Origin of the sequence: Photorhabdus sp. S10-54 (assembly GCF_963878145.1) — a bacterium.
Lineage (GTDB): Bacteria > Pseudomonadota > Gammaproteobacteria > Enterobacterales > Enterobacteriaceae > Photorhabdus > Photorhabdus kayaii.
In genome coordinates this window covers 1-19,849 of the sequence record NZ_CAWNXG010000021.1, presented here as the reverse complement: position 1 = coordinate 19,849, position 19,849 = coordinate 1, and the positions used below count along the sequence as shown (strand labels likewise).

Sequence of the window (19,849 nt, the reverse complement as noted above, 5' to 3'; positions counted from 1 at the left end):
TGGTAACCGATGGTCTCGTGTCTTTTACAAATCCGCCAACCTCCCGGTTGTCGTTTGTATAGAGACGCATATTTTCGGCAGGTCTGAATTTTCACTTAGAAAACAGTACCCTTTTCTAGGAATAATCTGCAAATATAAATGAAGCTGATTTGATCCAATTCCAGTAATCTGCTACCCGTAGCCCGCTAATTATTTGATTTCCCAGTACGTCTTACGCCATTGCTGCGTTTTTGTGCAATCAAATGAAGAACAAACGTTTAACTTCGCCATTCAGGTTTAAAAAACTGATGATGGCTACGTATTATTCCATTGCTGTTGGGGTGATAGCAAGGTGACTTTATGTCTTTAAGCGGTTTTTCTGATGAAATAGGAAGAAATAGTTAATATTTAATCTTTATCTTAAAGTAGGGAAGGTAACAACCGGAAAGTATGCGTGATTTTTACACATATTTAAAAATGAGTAGCACTCTGCTTGAGTGATAATTAAAATTGCTATCATGAAAACGAATAATCAAGTTGTACAATTTGTCACTATTGATGACGATGAAGCTGGACAGCGAGTTGATAATTTTTTATTAGCGCGTTTGAAGGGTGTTCCTAAGAGCATGATTTACCGGATTGTGCGTAAGGGGGAAGTGCGGGTAAATAAAGGCAGGATAAAACCTGAGTATAAATTGTCTGCGGGGGATGTTGTCAGAATTCCACCGGTCCGGGTTGCAGAACGGCAAGAAGCGCCAGTTTCAGCCAAACTGGATAAAGTCGCTGTATTAGACGATTGTATCTTATACGAAGATGACTATATTCTGGTGCTCAATAAACCTTCTGGTACGGCCGTTCATGGCGGTAGTGGTTTAAGTTTTGGTGTTATTGAAGGATTGCGGGTTTTGCGTCCGGAAGCAAAATTCCTCGAATTAGTGCATCGTTTAGATCGTGATACCTCTGGAATTTTGTTAATTGCTAAAAAACGCTCAGCTTTACGGGCCTTGCATGAGCAATTACGCCTTAAACAGATGCAGAAAGATTATCTGGCTTTAGTACGAGGACAATGGCAATCACATTGTAAGGTTGTTCAGGCTCCATTGCTGAAAAACATCCTGCAAAGTGGTGAGCGGATTGTTAAAGTAAACAGTGAAGGTAAGCCTTCTGAAACGCGTTTTAAAGTAGAAGAGCGTTTTGCCAATGCAACGTTAATGAAAGCCAGTCCGGTAACGGGTCGGACTCATCAAATCCGTGTTCATACTCAATATGCTGGGCATCCGATCGCTTTTGATGATCGCTATGGGGATAAAGTTTTTGATTCGCAACTGTCAGCTACGGGTCTTAACCGCCTATTCTTGCATGCCAGTGCGCTAAAATTTACTCATCCCTCGACGGGGGAGACATTATGTCTTGAAGCACCGATGGATGAGCAATTGCGCTATTGTATAAAAACGCTACGTCAGAATCACAGTAATTAACCTATCGCCGTCAGTGGGTTTACCCCCTGGCGGATTAATAATTCAGTCAATGTAATTAATGGTAAACCTATCAGCGTATTCGGATCTTTCCCTTCAAGTCGTTCAAATAAAGTGATTCCTAACCCTTCGCTTTTAAAGCTTCCGGCACAATTAAGAGGGGTTTCCGCAGTTAAATAAGCCCAGATTTCATCATCAGCCAGCTCTCTAAAATAGACATTGAATAATTCACAACGGGTATCGGTTATTCCTGTTTTGCTGTTAAAGAGAGAAATGCCGGTATAAAAGGTGACGCAATGACCACTGGCTTGCCGTAATTGTTTAAATGCATTTTCAAGATTGTGGGGCTTGCCGGTGATTTCGCCGTTAATAACACAAACTTGATCAGAACCAATAATCAAATGCTGAGAATATTTTGTTTGTAATGCCTGTGCCTTGGCTTGCGCCAAACGTATAACGAGCTGTTCTGCATTTTCATTCATTCGAGGTGTTTCATCAGTATTAGGAGCTGCACATATAAAGGGTAAACGAAGTTTTTCCAGTAACATGCGGCGATAAGCTGATGTGGAAGCTAAAATGATTTGTGTCATAATTTTTCCAAAAGACATGGCGAAATAATTGCAGGCATTTTAAACTAGGCACAGCTTAATAAGCGAATATTTGGCGGAAAGGTGCAGATGTGTGGCCTTTTTCTTTGACTATACCTCATTACAAAGATAATATGCGCGCCTTATGCAAAAGGTAAAATTACCCCTGACCATTGATGCGCTTCGCGCAGCTCAGAAACGATTAGACTACGCAGGTAGTTATTCACCTGAGCAAGTTTTGCGTATCGCGGAATCTGTGGTTAGCGTGGACAATGATGTAGACAGCGTTTTATCGTTTCAGATAGATAACCAACGTCTGGCGGTTGTGCGTGGGCATTCCGATGTGGATGTTACGCTTGAATGTCAGCGTTGTGGCGGTAATTTCAGCCATCACGTTCACATAACATATTGTTTTAGCCCGGTCGTCAATGATGAACAGGCTGAAGCATTACCGGAAGAGTATGAGCCAATTGACGTTAACGAATTTGGCGAAATAGATTTGCTGGCAATGATTGAAGATGAAATAATTCTTTCTCTGCCGGTAGTTCCGGTACATGATTCTGAACACTGTGAAGTGTCCGAAGCGGACATGGTGTTTGGTGAATTACCTCTAGAGGCTGAAAAACCAAACCCATTTGCCGTATTAGCCAGCTTAAAGAAAAGTACTTAAGGAGTAAGGTCAATGGCCGTACAACAGAATAAACCAACTCGTTCTAAACGTGGTATGCGTCGTTCTCATGATGCACTGACTGCACCATTACTATCTGTAGATAAAACTTCTGGTGAAACTCACCTGCGTCACCATGTGACTGCTGATGGCTACTACCGTGGCCGCAAAGTCATCAACAAATAATCTCCGCCAGTCATTAGCAAGTTGATACCTTGACTAATCTGACTTTAGCGTTAGATGCCATGAGCGGGGACTTTGGTCCTCGCGTTACGGTGCCTGCTGCATTGCAGGCACTGGCGTCTAACCCTAGACTTAAATTATTGCTGGTCGGAATCCCCGATATCATTTCTCCGATGCTTGTAAATAGTGATGCTGAGTTGCTCAGTCGTTTACACGTGGTTCCTGCTGAACGGGTTGTGGCTAATGATGCGAAACCGTCGCAAGCGATTCGTAACAGCCGAGGAACGTCAATGCGTATTGCCTTGGATTTAGTGAAATCAGGTGAAGCGCAGGCGTGTATCAGTGCAGGAAACACCGGAGTATTGATGGGGTTATCTAAATTGATGCTAAAATTGATAGAAGGCATTGAAAGACCTGCTTTGATGACCGTGTTGCCAAATCTGAAACAGCGGCAAACTGTCGTATTGGATTTAGGTGCCAATGTTAATTGCGATAGCCGCATGTTGGTGCAATTCGCCATTATGGGTTCAGTAATGGCCGAGGAAGTCGTGGGGGTGGTTAATCCCGCGGTAGCATTGCTTAACATTGGTACGGAAGAGAGTAAAGGGCTGGATAATATCCGCGAAGCCGCCACTATTTTAAAGCGCATTCCGACGATAAATTACATTGGTTATCTGGAAGGTGACGAATTACTGACAGGTAAGAGCGATGTATTGGTATGTGACGGCTTCGCAGGTAACGTGACGTTAAAAACGATGGAAGGGGCGATTAGAGTTATCTTATCCCTGCTTAAATCATCGGATGGACAAAAGAAAAAATTTTCCTGGTTGTTGAGAATAGTCAAGAAGTGGCTGCAAAAACGGATGACAAAACGCTTCGGTCACCTGAACCCTGACCAGTATAATGGCGCATGTCTGTTAGGATTATATGGAATTGTAATCAAAAGCCATGGGGCGGCTAATGAGCATGCGTTTAAAGCCGCAATCGAACAGGCTGTTCAGGCCGTTGAAAGGCAGGTTCCTGATAGAATTGCTGCACGCCTGGAAACAGCATTACCCAAGAGTGACTGAACATACATGTATACAAAAATTTTAGGTACAGGTAGTTATCTACCTGCGCAAGTGCGTACTAATGCTGATTTAGAAAAAATGGTGGATACTTCTGATGAGTGGATTATTACCCGTACAGGTGTCCGCGAACGTCGTATTGCTACTGATGATGAAACTGTTGCGGTTATGGGGTTCCGGGCTGCAAAGAAAGCAATTGAAATGTCTGGCATTGATAAAGAGCAGATTGATTTAATCATTGTTGCAACAGCTTCATCCACCCATGCTTTCCCCAGTTCTGCGTGCCAAATTCAGCACATGTTGGGTACCCAAAATTCAGCGGCTTTTGATATTTCTGCTGCTTGTTCTGGTTTTGTTTATGCACTGAGTATTGCTGATAAGTTTATTAAAACCGGTGCGGCAAAACATGCATTGGTTATTGGTTCCGATTCTATTACCAGAACACTTGATCCAGAAGATCGCGGAACACTTGTCCTGTTTGGCGATGGTGCAGGTGCTATGGTGGTAGGGGCTTCTAATGAGCCAGGAATTCTTTCAACTCACCTTCATGCAAATGGTAGCTATGGTGAATTGTTGGTATTGCCTTATCAGGAGCGTCAGAATCTAAAAGAACCAGCGTATGCTAGTATGATCGGTAATGAAGTATTTAAGATTGCAGTCCGTGAATTGGCTAACATAGTTGATGAGACTTTAGAAGCAAATAACTTACCATATAGTGAGTTGGATTGGCTGGTACCTCATCAGGCTAATTTGCGTATTATCGCAGCGACAGCTAAAAAATTAAATATGACAATGGATAAAGTAGTGGTAACGCTGGATCGTTACGGTAATACTTCTGCGGCATCGGTACCCACAGCATTTGATGAAGCAGTACGTGATGGCCGGATTAAGCGCGGTCAGTTAATCTTAATTGAGGCTTTTGGTGGTGGCCTTACTTGGGGTTCAGCACTGATACGTTTTTAATTTGACAGGAAGATGAACATGTCTATGTCTGAATTTGCAATGGTATTTCCTGGTCAGGGTTCTCAAGACCTTGGTATGTTGGCCGATTTGGCTACAGCGTTCCCGGTTATCGAGCAAACTTTCGCTGAAGCGTCTGATGTGCTGGGATATGATCTCTGGGCTCTGGTTCAACAGGGGCCAGAAGAAGAACTGAATAAAACATGGCAAACTCAACCCGCGTTGTTGGCCGCATCGGTTGCTATCTGGCGGGTTTGGCAGGAAAAAGGTGGAAAAGCACCATCACTGATGGCTGGACATAGCCTTGGTGAATATTCTGCACTGGTTTGTGCAGGTGTCATTGATTTCAAACAAGCAGTTAGACTTGTTGAACTGCGTGGCAAATTGATGCAAGAAGCTGTACCTGAAGGTACTGGTGCAATGTATGTTATTATTGGTTTAGATAATGAATCCATTGATCGTGCCTGTAAAGAAGTAGCTCAGGGGCAAATTGTTTCTCCTGTTAACTTTAACTCACCTGGCCAGGTTGTTATTGCGGGTGAGAAAGAGGCGGTAGAGCGTGCTGGTGATGCATGTAAAGCCGCAGGCGCGAAACGTGCGCTGCCTTTGGCAGTCAGTGTACCGTCGCATTGTGCACTGATGAAACCCGCCGCAGATAAGCTGGCAGTTGTTTTGGAAGGAATTGAATTTAGCCATCCTCAGTTCCCGGTGGTAAATAATGTTGATGTGAAAATAGAACAATCTGCTGAAGCTATCCGTGATGCACTGGTACGACAACTCTATAATCCTGTCCGTTGGAGAGAAGCAGTTGAATTTATTGCTGGACAGGGTGTTGGGCAGCTATTAGAAATAGGGCCAGGTAGAGTTTTGACAGGTTTAACTAAACGAATTGTCAATACCTTAAGCGCAGCAGCAGTTAATGACACAGCTACACTAATAACTGCATTGGAAAATAATTGAGGGCAATATGAGATTAGATGGAAAGATTGCATTAGTAACAGGTGCTAGCCGTGGGATCGGCCGTGCAACTGCTGAGCTATTAGCAGAGCGTGGAGCCTATATCATTGGTACAGCAACAAGCGATAAAGGCGCTGAAGTCATCAGTACTTACCTTGGTGAAAAAGGTAAAGGTTTTGTACTGGATGTCACTGATCCGGAATCGATTGAACAGCTTATGTCTACCATCCGAACAGAGTGTGGCGGGCTTGACATTTTAGTGAACAATGCGGGTATCACCGGTGATAATCTGGTGATGCGTATAAAGGATGATGAATGGCAGCATGTTATTGACACTAATCTTTCATCCGTTTTCCGTATGTCAAAAGCGGCGATGCGCTTTATGATAAAAAAACGTTACGGTCGTATCATCTCTGTTGGTTCTGTTGTTGGATCGATGGGGAATGTTGGGCAGGCAAGCTATGCAGCGGCGAAAGCAGGGCTTGTTGGTTTCAGCAAGACATTGGCTCGGGAAGTAATTTCCCGTGGTATTACTGTTAACGTTGTTGCGCCAGGGCTTATTGAAACTGATATGCTAAAAGCATTGCCAGAAGAGCAGTTGGCGAACTTTTCGAATGATATCCCCGCTAAGCGGCTTGGGGATGCAAAAGAAATTGCTAGTGCTGTGGCTTTCTTCGCTTCTGATGAAGCGGCTTACATCACAGGCGAAACATTACATGTCAATGGCGGCATGTATATGAACTAAAAAATGAGCGAACCAGTTGCATTTTTTGTGTCAAATAACGCAAAATAGAGCAAGTTTGTGGTTCGACCAGCCGGGATTGGGTTGCATCTTTTCCTGTATTTTATAAACTACGAAAACCATCGCGAAAGCGAATTTTGATAGGAAATTTAATAGCATGAGCACTATTGAAGAACGCGTTAAAAAAATCATCGTTGAACAACTTGGTGTTAAAGAGGAAGAAGTCGTTAATTCAGCTTCTTTTGTAGATGACTTGGGCGCTGATTCTCTTGACACAGTTGAACTGGTAATGGCTCTGGAAGAAGAGTTCGATATCGAAATTCCAGATGAAGAAGCAGAAAAGATCACTACAGTTCAGGCAGCTATTGATTACGTCCAGAACCAAAGCGAATAAGTGAACACACCTAGGCGGTCATTCGACCGCCTATGTTTCTGCCCTAAATAATTTCCCTCCTTGGAGGATAAGCGTGTCTAAGCGTCGAGTAGTTGTGACCGGACTAGGCATGTTATCTCCTGTCGGTAATACAGCTGAATCTTCTTGGAAAGCTGTTTGTGCCGGACAGAGTGGTATCAGCCTTATTGACCATTTTGACACCAGTCACCATGCAACTAAGTTTGCTGGTCTGGTTAAAGATTTTAATCATGAAGATTTCAATATTTCGCGCAAGGATGCACGAAAAATGGATGATTTCATTCAATATGGTATTGCAGCAGGTGTGCAAGCCATTGAAGATTCTGGAATTGAAGTAACAGAAGCCAATGCTAGTCGTTTTGGTGCTGCTATTGGTTCTGGTATTGGTGGTTTGGGTCTGATTGAAGAAAATCACGGGGCGTTGGTGGCGAGTGGTCCTCGTAAGATCAGCCCGTTCTTCGTACCTTCTACGATCGTAAATATGGTAGCAGGTCATCTGAGTATTATTTACGGTTTGCGTGGCCCAAGTATTTCTATCGCCACAGCATGTACGTCAGGTGTACATAATATTGGTCATGCTGCCCGTATTATTGCTTATAATGATGCTGACATTATGCTAGCCGGTGGTGCAGAAAAAGCCAGTACTCCTCTGGGGGTTGGTGGTTTTGGCGCTGCCCGTGCTTTATCTACCCGTAACGATAATCCACAAGGTGCAAGTCGTCCGTGGGATAAAGGCCGTGATGGTTTTGTTCTGGGGGATGGTGCAGGTATCTTGGTACTGGAAGAGTATGGGCATGCGAAGAGGCGTGGTGCGAAAATTTATGCAGAAATCGTTGGCTTTGGCATGAGCAGCGATGCTTATCATATGACGTCACCACCAGAAAATGGTGCAGGTGCTGCGTTGGCGATGGAAAATGCTCTGAAAGATGCCGGTATCACTACCAAGCAAGTGGGATATATTAATGCTCACGGTACTTCAACATCTGCTGGCGACTTAGCGGAAGCCCATGCAGTTGAGTCCGTGTTTGGTGAAGGCACTGATGTTTTAGTGAGTTCTACCAAATCAATGACGGGTCATTTATTGGGTGCTGCGGGGGCGGTTGAATCTATTTTCACTATCCTGGCATTACGTGATCAAGTTGTTCCGCCGACTATCAACCTGGAAAATCAGGATGAGAACTGCCGTCTGGATTTCGTGCCAAATGAGTCCCGTAAGGTAGAGGGGATGGAATATGCATTGTGTAATTCTTTCGGTTTCGGTGGCACTAACGGCTCACTGATTTTCCGTAAGATTAAACCTGATTAACAGGTAGAGCTTGATATTACAGAAAAATACGGTTGAGTTCCGCTCAGTATGATTTTGTAAATACTTTAAGGCGATAGTATAGAGAGCTCCAATAGTTAATAATTATTGGAGCTTTTTTTGTGGCAAGAATCATGGACATTTTGCACTGGTATCAGCGATATACTATGATACCGCTTGTTGATAAATTGCATTGAAATGCCTTTTTTGAATAATTAAGAACAAAATTATATGTATTGGATTAATGGAGAGCAGTGCGACTATTTACCGGCCAATGATCGTTCAGTTCAATTCGGTGATGGTTGCTTCACAACAGCAAGAATAGAACAGGGGCAGGCCGCTTTGTTGTCACTACATATCCAAAGATTACAAAAAGGCGTTGAAAGGTTATATCTTCCACAACCCGATTGGCAACAGCTTGAAAGTCATATAAGACAGATTGTCTCCACGACTGAACAAGGTGTACTTAAAGTTATTATTTCCCGTGGAACCGGAGGGCGTGGCTATAGTGCTCAGGGGTTTACGCAATCTAATCAGATCTTGTCTCTGAGTCCTTATCCCGATAAATATTTGAAACAGCGTCAGGAAGGTTTATCTATGGTGCTCAGTCCGGTACCGATGGGAATAAACCCCTATCTTGCCGGAATTAAACACCTTAATCGATTAGAACAGATATTGATTAAAACATTTATCGAAAAATCAAATGCTGATGAAGCTCTGGTACTTGATACTGATGGTTTTCTGGTTGAATGTTGTACTGCAAACATTTTCTGGCGTAAAGGAAAAGATGTGTATACTCCTGATTTACGAGGTTGTGGTATCGAAGGTGTGATGCGGGAAAGAATAATCGCGTTATTATCGGAAAGCGATTATCACTTTTCTTGTGTAAGCTGTTATCCCGAAACATTGGCTGATGCAGATGAAGTGATAGTTTGTAATTCTTTAATGCCAGTGATATCTGTCAAAGAAATTCAAGCTCGTGAAAATCAGCCCGGATGGAAATATCAGTCAAGGGAACTGTATGAATATTTGCTTCCTGAATGTCTGAAGTTGTAATTCACGACGTATTTAAGTGAACCGTGTGTTTAAGTGATTAGATTAATTGATGAAATGGAAAAAACGCCTTTTTGCCCTATTGGCTTTGATTGTCATTACGGCAGCGATATTACTCTATGCTGGCTATGAAAAAGTTGAAAAATTTGCGGATCAAACAGTAACAATTAAACAGGATCGAATATTTACCCTACCAGCAGGTATTGGTCGTCATGGTTTGGAAGCGTTACTGGTTCGGGATAACCTGATTGAAGATAGTCATATTTTCCCTTGGTTATTAAGGTTGGAGCCAAAACTTGCCGAGTTCAAGGCGGGAACTTACCAATTAACGCGAGAAATGACTTTACGGGAAATGTTGCAATTATTCTCTAGTGGTAAAGAAGCGCAATTTACGGTCCGTTTTGTTGAAGGTAGCCGTTTATCTGACTGGTGGAAAATACTACAGCAATCTGAATATCTTAAACATGAATTGGATAATAAAGATGCTCAGGAATTGGCTGAAATACTCGATATTAAAGATACAGATACTCTGGAAGGGTGGCTTTATCCTGATACCTATCACTATACGGCAGGCACAAGCGATGTAACATTGCTGAAACGAGCATATCGACAGATGAAAATGACGCTGGAAGAGGAATGGGAAGGTCGCGACAAAAATCTGCCCTATAATAATGCTTATGAAATGTTGATTATGGCGTCGATTATTGAAAAAGAGACCGGTGTTGAGGCTGAGCGGACAAAAGTTGCTTCTGTGTTTATTAATCGTTTACGGTTGAATATGCGACTTCAAACTGATCCGACAGTGATTTATGGTTTAGGTGAAAAATATACAGGCACTATTTTTCGTAAAGATTTAACGACATTGACGCCCTACAATACTTATATGATTAATGGTCTGCCCCCTACACCGATTGCAATGCCTGGTCTTGCTTCTATAAAAGCGGCTGCACACCCGGCAAAAACCGAATTTCTCTATTTTGTGGCGAATGGCAAAGGTGGTCATACTTTTACAACCAATCTGGCTGCGCATAACAAGGCGGTAAATATTTACCGTCAGAGGTTAAAACAGGACAAATGAACGGCAAATTTATTGTTATTGAAGGGCTGGAAGGTGCAGGAAAAACGTCAGCGATGAAAACAGTCGTTGAAATATTGCAGCAGCACGGTATTCAGAATTTAATTTTTACCCGTGAACCGGGTGGAACACCTCTGGCAGAAAAATTACGTGGGTTAATTAAACAAGGTGTTGAAGGTGAACCTCTGACGGATAAAGCAGAGGTGTTAATGTTATATGCAGCCAGAGTTCAATTAGTAGAAAATGTGATTAAACCTGCTTTGGCCCGTGGCACATGGGTTGTGGGTGATCGTCATGACCTCTCTTCCCAGGCATATCAAGGGGGAGGACGTGGTATTGATAAAAACTTGATGACTTCGCTACGTGATACTGTGCTGGGTGATTTTCGTCCTGACCTGACTATTTATCTCGATCTTCCTCCTCAAATTGGTTTACTGCGTGCCCGTGAGCGTGGAGAGTTAGATCGAATTGAAAAAGAGTCGATAGATTTTTTTGATCGTACGCGCAGTCGTTACCTGGAGTTTGCAGCACAGGATAAGCGTATTGTGACCGTTGATGCGGCTCAACCAATAGAGCAAGTACAAGCCGATATTTGCCAGGTGTTTGGGCAATGGCTGAAGCGGCAGGAAAATGGCTAAATGAATTGGTATCCGTGGCTTAATCAGGCATATCGTCAGTTGGTGGAATCTCATCAGCAAGGACGAGGCCATCATGCTTTATTGGTTCATGCTAATGCAGGTACTGGGGCCGATGTGTTGATCTATGGATTAAGCCGATGGTTAATGTGTCGGAATAGACAGGGGATGAAAAGTTGTGGAAAGTGTCATAGTTGTCACCTGATGATGGCAGAAACTCATCCTGATTGGCATATTATGTCACCGGAGAAGGGGAAAACCAGTGTTGGTGTGGAAGCGGTACGGCAAATTACGGAAAAACTCTATAGCCGTTCTCAGCAAGGTGGGGTAAAAATTGTCTGGTTACCTTTGACCGAATGTCTGACAGATGCTGCTGCCAATGCATTATTGAAAACGTTGGAAGAGCCGCCGGAACATACCTATTTTCTTCTGAAATGTCGGCAGCCGTCCAGTCTTTTGGCTACTTTACGCAGCCGCTGTTTTTACTATTTTCTGCCGGTACCTGAGACGGAAAGTAGCCTTTATTGGTTGCAAAAACAGTTGCCTTTAATTTCTTCGGTCGATGCAATGACAGCCTTGAAACTGTCTCAGGGAGCACCTGTAGCAGCAGAACAATTGTTGCAACCGGAGCAATGGCAGATACGGGAACAGTTTTGCCAGGCTGTTAAACAGGCTTTGGATAAACGTGATGCTTTGTCACTTTTACCCCAACTGAATCATGAAAATGCGCCACAACGCCTTCATTGGCTTATCAGTTTGTTATTTGATGCGGTGAAGTGGCAACAGCAGTTACAGCGTTATTGTATCAATCAGGATCAACAAACGCTGATTTATCAATTGAGTTCCATGCATACTATGGCTGTTTTACTGCAAAGCGTTGATGACTGGATGTCTTGTCGTCATCAGTTGCTTTCAGTCGTGGGCGTAAATTGGGAATTGTTACTGGCAGAACAGTTGCTTAATTGGGAAAAACAGTTTACTTCATAACCCTGAAATCTTTTTGTATACGAGTTTAAATATGTTGTTAGTTGATTCGCATTGTCATCTCGATTGTCTCGATTATGAAAACCTACATAAAAATGTAGATGATGTTGTTGCGAAAGCGGCAGATCGGGAAGTTAAATTTATGCTGGCAGTAGCGACGACGCTACCCGGTTTCCAGCAAATGAAAACCCTAATTGGTGAACGGGAAAATATCGTATTTTCCTGTGGTATTCATCCACTTAACTTGGATGAAGGTTATAATTTTGATGAGTTAGCGCGTTTAGCTGCTGGGAATGAAGTTGTTGCACTAGGTGAAACTGGGCTGGATTACTATTATCAACAGGATAATGCTGAATTACAGCGAACTTCATTTCGTGAACATATCCGTATCGGACGCAAACTCAACAAGCCTGTTATCGTTCATACCCGTAGTGCCCGTGATGATACTTTGAGGGTATTACGTGAAGAACAGGCACGAGAATGTGGTGGTGTTTTGCACTGTTTTACCGAAGATAAAGATACGGCTAGAGAATTACTGGATTTAGGCTTCTATATTTCATTCTCTGGTATTGTTACTTTCCGTAATGCGGAGCAGATCCGTGAAGCAGCAAGATATGTACCATTGGATCGTATTCTAATTGAAACCGATTCTCCTTATCTTGCACCTGTGCCTCATCGTGGTAAAGAAAACCAGCCTGCTTATGTGCGTGATGTTGCGGAATATATGGCTGTACTCAAGGGGGTGAATATTGAGGCATTGGCAGAAGTGACCACACAGAATTTTTGCGATTTATTTCATATTGATGTGGACAAAATTTGATTTATCAACTTGAATCTTTGGTTTGTAAGCGCTCATATATCTGTTGTTTTTTTATAAAAGGAAAATGTGATGGCAGAAGAAACTATTTTCAGTAAAATTATTCGCCGTGAAATACCTTCTGATATTGTTTATCAGGACGATCTGGTCACTGCATTCCGCGATATTTCTCCACAGGCCCCGACTCATATTTTGATTATTCCAAATGACCTGATCCCAACAGTGAACGATGTTAAACCGGAGCATGAAGCAGCATTAGGTCGAATGATGACGGTTGCAGCAAAAATTGCTGAACAAGAAGGCATTGCTGAAGATGGATATCGTTTGATTATGAACTGTAATCGCCATGCGGGGCAGGAGGTTTATCATATTCATATGCATTTGGTTGGTGGTCGCCATTTAGGGCCATTGTTGATGAAGTCGATGTGAAGTACTGAAATTCATGGACATAGGCAGATATTCGGGGGGATGTTTATTTTAAGCTGGCCCCTGAATATTTCGATTTTTTAAATAAATGCTGCAAATTTATCATTGGAGTTGAACTGATAATTTGTTGCTGGTGTCACAGCAAAAACTTATCTGTTTTTTAAAACTCTGTAATTGGAATAGGTTGATGAAAAGAATTCTTTTTGTAGCACTATCGGTTATGTTTTTGGCGGGATGTCCATCCTTGCCACCGGAGCAGCCTGAACCTCCGACGCCGGTTGTACCAGTGACCCCATCGGAAAAACCGACACCACCATCTGAAAAGGTACCAGAGCCTCCTAAAATGAGCGCGGTTGACTGGGAAAATACAGTGCAACCATTAGTAGAGCAACTCGTTAAGGCTCATGGGTTGGAAAACGCGAAGTTACTATTAGTTGATACAGTGAAAAATAATACTAACGGCGCATTACAAACCATGCAAGCAACCGATACTTTGCGTCAGGCTCTCAGTAGCGAGCATGTTTTTGAATTAATACCACAAAATCAGGTGCAAAATGCCCGTCAATCTCTGGGCTTATCTGAAGAAGATAGTTTGGGATTGCGTAGTAAAGCGATTGGTCTGGCGCGTTATTTGAATGCGGATTATGTTCTCTATTCCATAGTTTCAGGTAACAGTGATAAGCGTGATATCGTCATGCAACTGATGCTGGTAAAGACGGGCGAGATTCTTTGGTCAGGGCACGGTGACGTTAAATAATCATAATTGTTTATTGCAGGCATTGCGCAAACAATGGCCGCATACCGCAGTAAACGATTGGAAGATAAGACCGTTAAGTGGGCTGACGAATGAGAGTTATTATGCCACCAATGGTGAATATCATATTGTCGGCCGCAGGCAGGGGCAGCAGGGGAAACAGCTTGGTGTTAATCGTCAGCGTGAAAGCGCCATTTTACGCCATCTCAGCCAGGTAAAAATTGCTCCACAAGTCATAGCAATGGTTCCTCACTGGCTAATGTTGGAGTGGTTGCCTGGTCATATTATTGGGCAAAATGAGTTTTCTCAGCCTGATTTTTTGCAAAAACTGGCGGCATTATTGGCTATTTTGCATCACCAGCCTCTGTTTGGTTACCGGCTTCAACTGAGGAATCAGCTAGAAAGCCATTGGTTGCAAATTGATAAAGCGCGTCTTACTCCCTGTTGGTTGCGGCTGCATAAACGTTTTATGTCATCTCCGATGCCTTCAATACTAAAATTATCACCCGTTCATATGGACGTGCATTGTGGTAATTTGCTTAATACCTCTCAAGGGCTGAAACTCATTGATTGGGAATATGCAACTGATACTGATATTGGATTTGCGTTAGCGGCGTTGTTTCGCACTGATCATTGGGATGAGCCGCAGCAGCAGGATTTTTTGAATTACTATTGTAGTCAGCCATCAGGATATTTAAACCGGACACTATTAGAACGCCAAATTAAACGTTGGCAACCTTGGGTTGATTACATGATTTTAATGTGGTTTGAAGTGCGCTGGAAACAGAGTGGTGATCCACACTTTTTAGAACTAGCACAACCGTTGCGTCTCTCTTTTGGTCTAACGTTTTAAGCTGCATTGATTGCAGTAATATGAATATAAGCGAGGAATGTTATGGGTCCGATCATGTTAGATGTTGTCGGTTATGAATTGGATAATGAAGAAAAGGAAATTTTGCAACATCCATTAGTGGGCGGATTAATTCTGTTTACCCGCAATTTTTATGATGTTGAGCAATTACGAGAATTAGTCCGTCAGATTCGTGAGGCCTCTCGTCATCGTCTTGTGATTGCTGTTGATCAAGAAGGCGGCAGAGTTCAGCGTTTCCGAGAAGGTTTCACTTGTTTACCGGCGGCTCAATCTTTTGCTGGATTGAGTGACAATCTCAATGGCACTCAATTGGCGGAAGAGGCGGGCTGGTTGATGGCGTCTGAAATGATTGCTATGGATATCGATATCAGCTTTGCACCGGTATTGGATTTAGGTCACCAGTGTGTGGCTATTGGTGAACGTTCATTCCATGAAGATCCTGAACAGGCCAAGATGATGGCGGAGCACTTTATTAAAGGCATGCATTCTGCCGGAATGAAATCGACGGGTAAACATTTTCCGGGGCATGGTGCTGTCGATGCTGATTCTCATAAAGAAACTCCCTGTGATGATCGCCCGTTAGAAGCGATTTGTCATCATGACATGTCTATTTTCCGTGATTTTATCCAGCGTAATTTATTGGATGCGATTATGCCGGCTCATGTGATCTATTCTCAGGTAGATGAACATCCCGCCAGCGGGTCGTCATATTGGTTAAAATCAGTGCTGCGTCAGCAATTGGGCTTTAATGGCGTGGTATTTTCCGATGATCTCTCTATGGAAGGGGCGGCAATGATGGGAAGTTATGTTGAGCGCGGACAGACTGCTCTCAATGCAGGTTGTGACATAATTTTGATATGTAATAACCGTGATGGAGCAGTTAGCGTGCTTGATAATCTGCCTTTGACCAAAGTGGAGAAATTATCAGAATTGTATCATCGAGGTGGTCAATACAGTCTGAATGAGTTAAAGAATTCAAAACGTTGGCAACAGGCTAATAAAGCACTAACGGTTTTACATGAGCAATGGCAGGGTTGTGTGCGGTAATTTGTAAAGTCGTATCTTATGTTTGTTCTATTACTAAATAAATGACTTTTAATGTTAATTGTGCGGGAAAATATCCCGCTTTTTGTATACATAGCATGGTCACATTCCTAAAATTTCATTGATATCAGGTTCTTTAAGGCATCTTTTTTGAAGCATATTTCATTTCCTATGTAAATAAGAAAATAAAATAAATAAGAGCTGAATCCAACCAACTGAAAATAAATTGACAAATTTTGTGATTGATGTTTATTTATTCAAAAGAATTTGATGTTGTTCAATTTTGGTATGACCCACTAACCAGTCATGATATTCTGTAATTATCACATCAGTTATTTGTATAAAACTAAATGTTATTTAAAGGTATTATTTTACTGTCCTTAAATAACATTTGGTTTACATTTTAGTGGAGTAGTCATGACAACACCAAAGAAGAGAATTGTTATCATTGGTGGAGGTGCCGGTGGTTTGGAACTGGCAACCAGTCTGGGGCATAAGTTGGGTCGTAAGAAGAAAGCAGAAATTGTGCTAGTGGATCGTAACCAAAGCCATTTATGGAAGCCGTTATTACATGAAGTGGCAACAGGCTCCCTTGACGATGGGGTTGATGCGTTGAGTTATCTGGCTCATGCCCGTAACCACTATTTCAGTTACCAATTAGGGACGTTAACTGATATTCACCGTGATAGCAAAAAAATTACTTTGACTGAGATCAGGGATGAATATAACGAAGTATTGGTTCCTGAACGTGAATTGAGCTATGACATTCTAGTTATGGCCTTGGGAAGTACATCTAATGATTTTAATACACAAGGTGTGAAAGAGCACTGTATCTTCCTGGATAACCCACAACAGGCTCACCGTTTCCATAATGAAATGTTGAATCTGTTTCTTAAATATTCTGCAAACTGTGGTCAGCAAGATAAGGTTAATATTGCTATCGTTGGCGGTGGTGCGACAGGTGTTGAGTTATCAGCGGAATTGCACAATGCGGTAAAACAGCTTAACAGTTATGGTTTTGAAGGGCTGAGTTCAGAAGCATTGAACGTGACACTAGTCGAAGCAGGGGAGCGAATTTTGCCTGCATTGCCGGCACGTATTTCTGCTGCGGCACATCAAGAACTCACAAAACTTGGCGTTCATGTATTAACCAAAACTATGGTGACCAGCGCTGATGAACGTGGGTTGAATACTAAAGAAGGTGAGCTGATTAAAGCTGATCTCATGGTATGGGCTGCTGGTATCAAAGCACCTGATTTTATGAAAGATATTGCCGGTCTTGAAACTAACCGAATTAATCAGCTAGTGGTAAAGCCAACTCTGCAAACGACACTTGATGATCATATTTTTGCCATTGGTGATTGTGCCTCATGCTCGAAGAAGGAAGGTGGTTTTGTTCCACCAAGGGCACAGGCGGCTCATCAAATGGCTAGCCGCTGTTACAGTAATATTATTGCCTTGTTGCATGATAAACCGTTAAAAGAGTATACCTACAAAGATTATGGCTCATTGGTATCATTGTCTAAATTTAGTACGGTGGGTAGTTTGATGGGCAATTTGATGCGTGGTTCAATGATGATCGAAGGGCGTATAGCTCGTGCTGTCTATATCTCTTTATATCGTATGCATCAGGTGGCTTTACATGGTTATATTAAAACTGGCTTGATGATGCTTGTTGGCGGTATTAACCGTGTTATCCGTCCACGATTAAAACTGCATTAATTATTTAATTGATATAAGGCCACCCGCAGAATAACGGGTGGCCCTGATAAAGCATTACGACTTTAATCTGAAATCATTTACTTTAATTAAGAAAACAGACGATCAACTAATTTGAAAGCATTTGCGACATTTGGTCGCGTGCCGATTCCTTGTAATTCTCCTATTGTAAAACCGCTACTTCTAACCAGTGCTGCTATTTGAGTGCCATTAAGATATTTATGATATTTTGATTTAACATAGGATTGAATAAGCGCTAATGCACCTGCGACTAAAGGTGTAGCGCTGGATGTGCCATTATAACTGCGAGTATAATTTCTATTATTTCCTAGTAGGTACTGTAAGTTTGTGTACCCAGTAGTTGTGACATTCTCACCCCAGGAGTTTAAACTGGTGTGAAGATTATGATTGGAAAAGCCTAACTTGTGTCCATTAATTGATGTACAGGCACCGATCATAATACCGCCAGGATCGCCATAATTAGGGAAAGTGAAGTCATAGGCTAAATTAAGACCACTATTACCAGAAGCGAAAATAATTATTGCCCCTGCATCAGCACAGCTTTTTATTTTTTGCCAATTAGATTTGAGATAAGTAAAAGGATAATATCTATTATTGGCTACAGTTTGAATATTTAAACTAATAATATCTCCTGGTAAAAAGCTATATATTATTCTGTCAAAATCATCGACGTCATAAAAACGAAATTGACATTCGTGAGCAATACCCGTCACACCGAATTTATTATCTTTTGCAGCAATACAGCCGGTGGCTGCTGTGCCGTGATTACAATCTTGTGTTTCTGGGCGGCTGTTGATAACCGTAATATTACCAACTAAATCTTCATGGTTTCTATAAACGCCAAAATCAAGATGGTGTACAGTGACGCCTTTGCCTTTATAACCTTCATCCCAGACCTTCCTAATATTCATACCGCTGTGTTCGTCTAAATATCCCTGTAGATGTGAAAAATCAGGTGTAACGATATGAGTAGTATCAAATTCAGGAATTATTGTTTCCTCTTCGGACAGAAGTAAAGGCGGTGGCGGTAGCTCTTTCAAAATCGGCGTAAGGGAGCAAAATTCGACATAATCCAGTTTCTCCAGTTCATTGGCTAACTTGATTAAATCAGCATGATTAATATCAGCATCTATCTTGTAGAGGTGAATTAACTTACTGAATTCTGGTGTTTTCCAGGTTTTATTATCTAAATCTTCTTGATTAAAAACAGGTTTTATCTCTATTGCGTGTTGAGATGAATTAAAAACAGATAATAAATTATCTTTTTCTATTTCAAATTTTTTTAGGCCATCAGGGGAAAACATAATCTCAAGGTTATATTTCAAATTCTTGTTTGGGATATCATTGTTTCCTTTTAAAGAGGTAGTATTTTCTTTGGAAGGTATCTGTTTCGATGGAATATGGTTAATATTGATATTATTAGTTTTGTCTTTATCTATCTCATCGATTTTTTTATCGATATCAAACAGAAAGTCTGATTCTTTTATTTCTATATTTTCTGGTGTAAGCGCAGCAATTGTTTTACCATCTTTTTTAATGGTGGTTTCTATTGTATAATTTGCGGGTTTAAGTGAAGTTAAACAGATGAGTTGATTATCTTCACTATAACGTTCATATATCTCTTTTGTGTTTGAATTGGTTACGGTGTATTTTATTTCTGTATCGTTACTAATTTCACCGTGACATTTAAGATATAAATTACCGTCAAATTTTGCAGATTGAAAATACTCAAGGGATATGGACATTTTCATTCTCCTCTTTAGTTAATTTCCTCCTCAGTATAACTATAGTTGAGTATTTTAAATTATTATTATTTCTTAGTCCATTGTTCTGTTAGAGAGTAACTGGGTTATCTATACTAATTATTACTGAGTGTGATTTTAAAATTAATTTATAATTTCTTTGGTGAGGAAGTTATTTTTCTTAAAATAAAAAGTAGGTTTTTATTAAGGTGGATAAGTTTGAATCACCCTATTAATAGTGTAGGGAAGATTCATATAATAAGTACAATATCGTTACTCTGGAAGTAAACATATCCGCATTCCTTTAAATAATTCATTGGGTGTTTTACCCCCTAGTTTTTCGGGAGCGATTACTTAATCGGTTTACCACAAAATT

21 protein-coding genes and 1 pseudogene are annotated in these 19,849 nt (G+C 41.5%); 19 read left to right on the top strand and 3 right to left on the bottom strand.

Annotated features, from left to right (window positions below):
* The first annotated feature begins 497 nt into the window (after positions 1 to 497).
* Positions 498 to 1,457 carry a 23S rRNA pseudouridine(955/2504/2580) synthase RluC gene (gene rluC, locus AACQ83_RS13015; protein WP_112878529.1) on the top strand — a complete coding sequence of 320 codons (960 nt, stop codon included), beginning with the start codon at positions 498 to 500 and terminating at the stop codon, positions 1,455 to 1,457.
* On the opposite strand, the gene AACQ83_RS13010 is transcribed toward rluC, so the two are convergent.
* Positions 1,454 to 2,044 (bottom strand): Maf family protein, encoded by a 591-nt coding sequence (locus tag AACQ83_RS13010; protein WP_112878496.1) that lies wholly within the window; start codon positions 2,042 to 2,044, stop codon positions 1,454 to 1,456. The genes rluC and AACQ83_RS13010 overlap by 4 nt on opposite strands.
* A 142-nt stretch (positions 2,045 to 2,186) precedes the next feature.
* Between AACQ83_RS13010 and yceD the strand changes: the two genes are divergently transcribed.
* From yceD to AACQ83_RS12920, 18 genes are all read left to right on the top strand, one after another.
* Positions 2,187 to 2,711 carry a 23S rRNA accumulation protein YceD gene (gene yceD, locus AACQ83_RS13005; RefSeq protein ID WP_036782159.1) on the top strand — a complete coding sequence of 175 codons (525 nt, stop codon included), beginning with the start codon at positions 2,187 to 2,189 and terminating at the stop codon, positions 2,709 to 2,711.
* 12 nt (positions 2,712 to 2,723) lie between these two features.
* A complete protein-coding gene (rpmF, locus tag AACQ83_RS13000; RefSeq protein ID WP_011147057.1) occupies positions 2,724 to 2,894 on the top strand; it encodes a 50S ribosomal protein L32 in 171 nt (56 codons plus the stop codon).
* A 29-nt stretch (positions 2,895 to 2,923) separates the two neighbouring features.
* Positions 2,924 to 3,961 carry a phosphate acyltransferase PlsX gene (gene plsX, locus AACQ83_RS12995; RefSeq protein WP_112878495.1) on the top strand — a complete coding sequence of 346 codons (1,038 nt, stop codon included), beginning with the start codon at positions 2,924 to 2,926 and terminating at the stop codon, positions 3,959 to 3,961.
* A gap of 6 nt (positions 3,962 to 3,967) precedes the next feature.
* Entirely contained in the window at positions 3,968 to 4,921 is a 954-nt protein-coding gene (locus AACQ83_RS12990) for a beta-ketoacyl-ACP synthase III (RefSeq protein ID WP_112878494.1), read from the top strand.
* A gap of 24 nt (positions 4,922 to 4,945) precedes the next feature.
* On the top strand, positions 4,946 to 5,878 hold the full coding sequence (fabD, locus tag AACQ83_RS12985; RefSeq protein WP_112878528.1) for an ACP S-malonyltransferase: 933 nt from the start codon (positions 4,946 to 4,948) through the stop codon (positions 5,876 to 5,878).
* A 7-nt stretch (positions 5,879 to 5,885) separates the two neighbouring features.
* Entirely contained in the window at positions 5,886 to 6,620 is a 735-nt protein-coding gene (fabG, locus tag AACQ83_RS12980; RefSeq protein ID WP_112878493.1) for a 3-oxoacyl-ACP reductase FabG, read from the top strand.
* A gap of 154 nt (positions 6,621 to 6,774) precedes the next feature.
* Positions 6,775 to 7,011, top strand: a complete 237-nt coding sequence (gene acpP / locus AACQ83_RS12975) for an acyl carrier protein (protein WP_011147052.1) — start codon at positions 6,775 to 6,777, stop codon at positions 7,009 to 7,011.
* A 73-nt stretch (positions 7,012 to 7,084) separates the two neighbouring features.
* Positions 7,085 to 8,335, top strand: coding sequence for a beta-ketoacyl-ACP synthase II (fabF, locus tag AACQ83_RS12970; protein ID WP_112878492.1), 1,251 nt, complete (start codon positions 7,085 to 7,087; stop codon positions 8,333 to 8,335).
* A 228-nt stretch (positions 8,336 to 8,563) separates the two neighbouring features.
* Positions 8,564 to 9,388, top strand: a complete 825-nt coding sequence (gene pabC, locus AACQ83_RS12965; RefSeq protein WP_112878491.1) for an aminodeoxychorismate lyase — start codon at positions 8,564 to 8,566, stop codon at positions 9,386 to 9,388.
* A gap of 49 nt (positions 9,389 to 9,437) precedes the next feature.
* Positions 9,438 to 10,463, top strand: coding sequence for an endolytic transglycosylase MltG (gene mltG, locus AACQ83_RS12960; RefSeq protein WP_112878490.1), 1,026 nt, complete (start codon positions 9,438 to 9,440; stop codon positions 10,461 to 10,463).
* Complete coding sequence (tmk, locus tag AACQ83_RS12955) at positions 10,460 to 11,098, top strand: dTMP kinase (RefSeq protein ID WP_112878489.1); 639 nt, start codon at positions 10,460 to 10,462, stop codon at positions 11,096 to 11,098. Before mltG ends, tmk begins: the two co-directional genes overlap by 4 nt.
* Positions 11,099 to 12,082, top strand: coding sequence for a DNA polymerase III subunit delta' (gene holB, locus AACQ83_RS12950; RefSeq protein ID WP_112878488.1), 984 nt, complete (start codon positions 11,099 to 11,101; stop codon positions 12,080 to 12,082).
* A 31-nt stretch (positions 12,083 to 12,113) separates the two neighbouring features.
* A complete protein-coding gene (locus AACQ83_RS12945; RefSeq protein ID WP_112878487.1) occupies positions 12,114 to 12,899 on the top strand; it encodes a metal-dependent hydrolase in 786 nt (261 codons plus the stop codon).
* A gap of 69 nt (positions 12,900 to 12,968) precedes the next feature.
* Complete coding sequence (gene hinT, locus AACQ83_RS12940) at positions 12,969 to 13,325, top strand: purine nucleoside phosphoramidase (protein WP_112878486.1); 357 nt, start codon at positions 12,969 to 12,971, stop codon at positions 13,323 to 13,325.
* A 184-nt stretch (positions 13,326 to 13,509) separates the two neighbouring features.
* Positions 13,510 to 14,079, top strand: coding sequence for a penicillin-binding protein activator LpoB (gene lpoB / locus AACQ83_RS12935; protein ID WP_112878485.1), 570 nt, complete (start codon positions 13,510 to 13,512; stop codon positions 14,077 to 14,079).
* A complete protein-coding gene (thiK, locus tag AACQ83_RS12930; protein ID WP_112878484.1) occupies positions 14,066 to 14,929 on the top strand; it encodes a thiamine kinase in 864 nt (287 codons plus the stop codon). The genes lpoB and thiK overlap by 14 nt, the downstream gene beginning before the upstream one ends.
* Positions 14,930 to 14,971: 42 nt before the next feature.
* Positions 14,972 to 15,994, top strand: coding sequence for a beta-N-acetylhexosaminidase (nagZ, locus tag AACQ83_RS12925; RefSeq protein WP_112878483.1), 1,023 nt, complete (start codon positions 14,972 to 14,974; stop codon positions 15,992 to 15,994).
* A gap of 414 nt (positions 15,995 to 16,408) precedes the next feature.
* Complete coding sequence (locus tag AACQ83_RS12920; RefSeq protein WP_112878482.1) at positions 16,409 to 17,713, top strand: NAD(P)/FAD-dependent oxidoreductase; 1,305 nt, start codon at positions 16,409 to 16,411, stop codon at positions 17,711 to 17,713.
* Between the two features lie 86 nt (positions 17,714 to 17,799).
* On the opposite strand, the gene AACQ83_RS12915 is transcribed toward AACQ83_RS12920, so the two are convergent.
* Together AACQ83_RS12915 and AACQ83_RS12910 are read right to left on the bottom strand one after the other, a co-directional pair.
* Positions 17,800 to 19,476, bottom strand: a complete 1,677-nt coding sequence (locus AACQ83_RS12915; protein ID WP_112878481.1) for a S8 family peptidase — start codon at positions 19,474 to 19,476, stop codon at positions 17,800 to 17,802.
* A gap of 270 nt (positions 19,477 to 19,746) precedes the next feature.
* Positions 19,747 to 19,849, bottom strand: a pseudogene (locus tag AACQ83_RS12910) (IS30 family transposase); the annotation flags it as partial.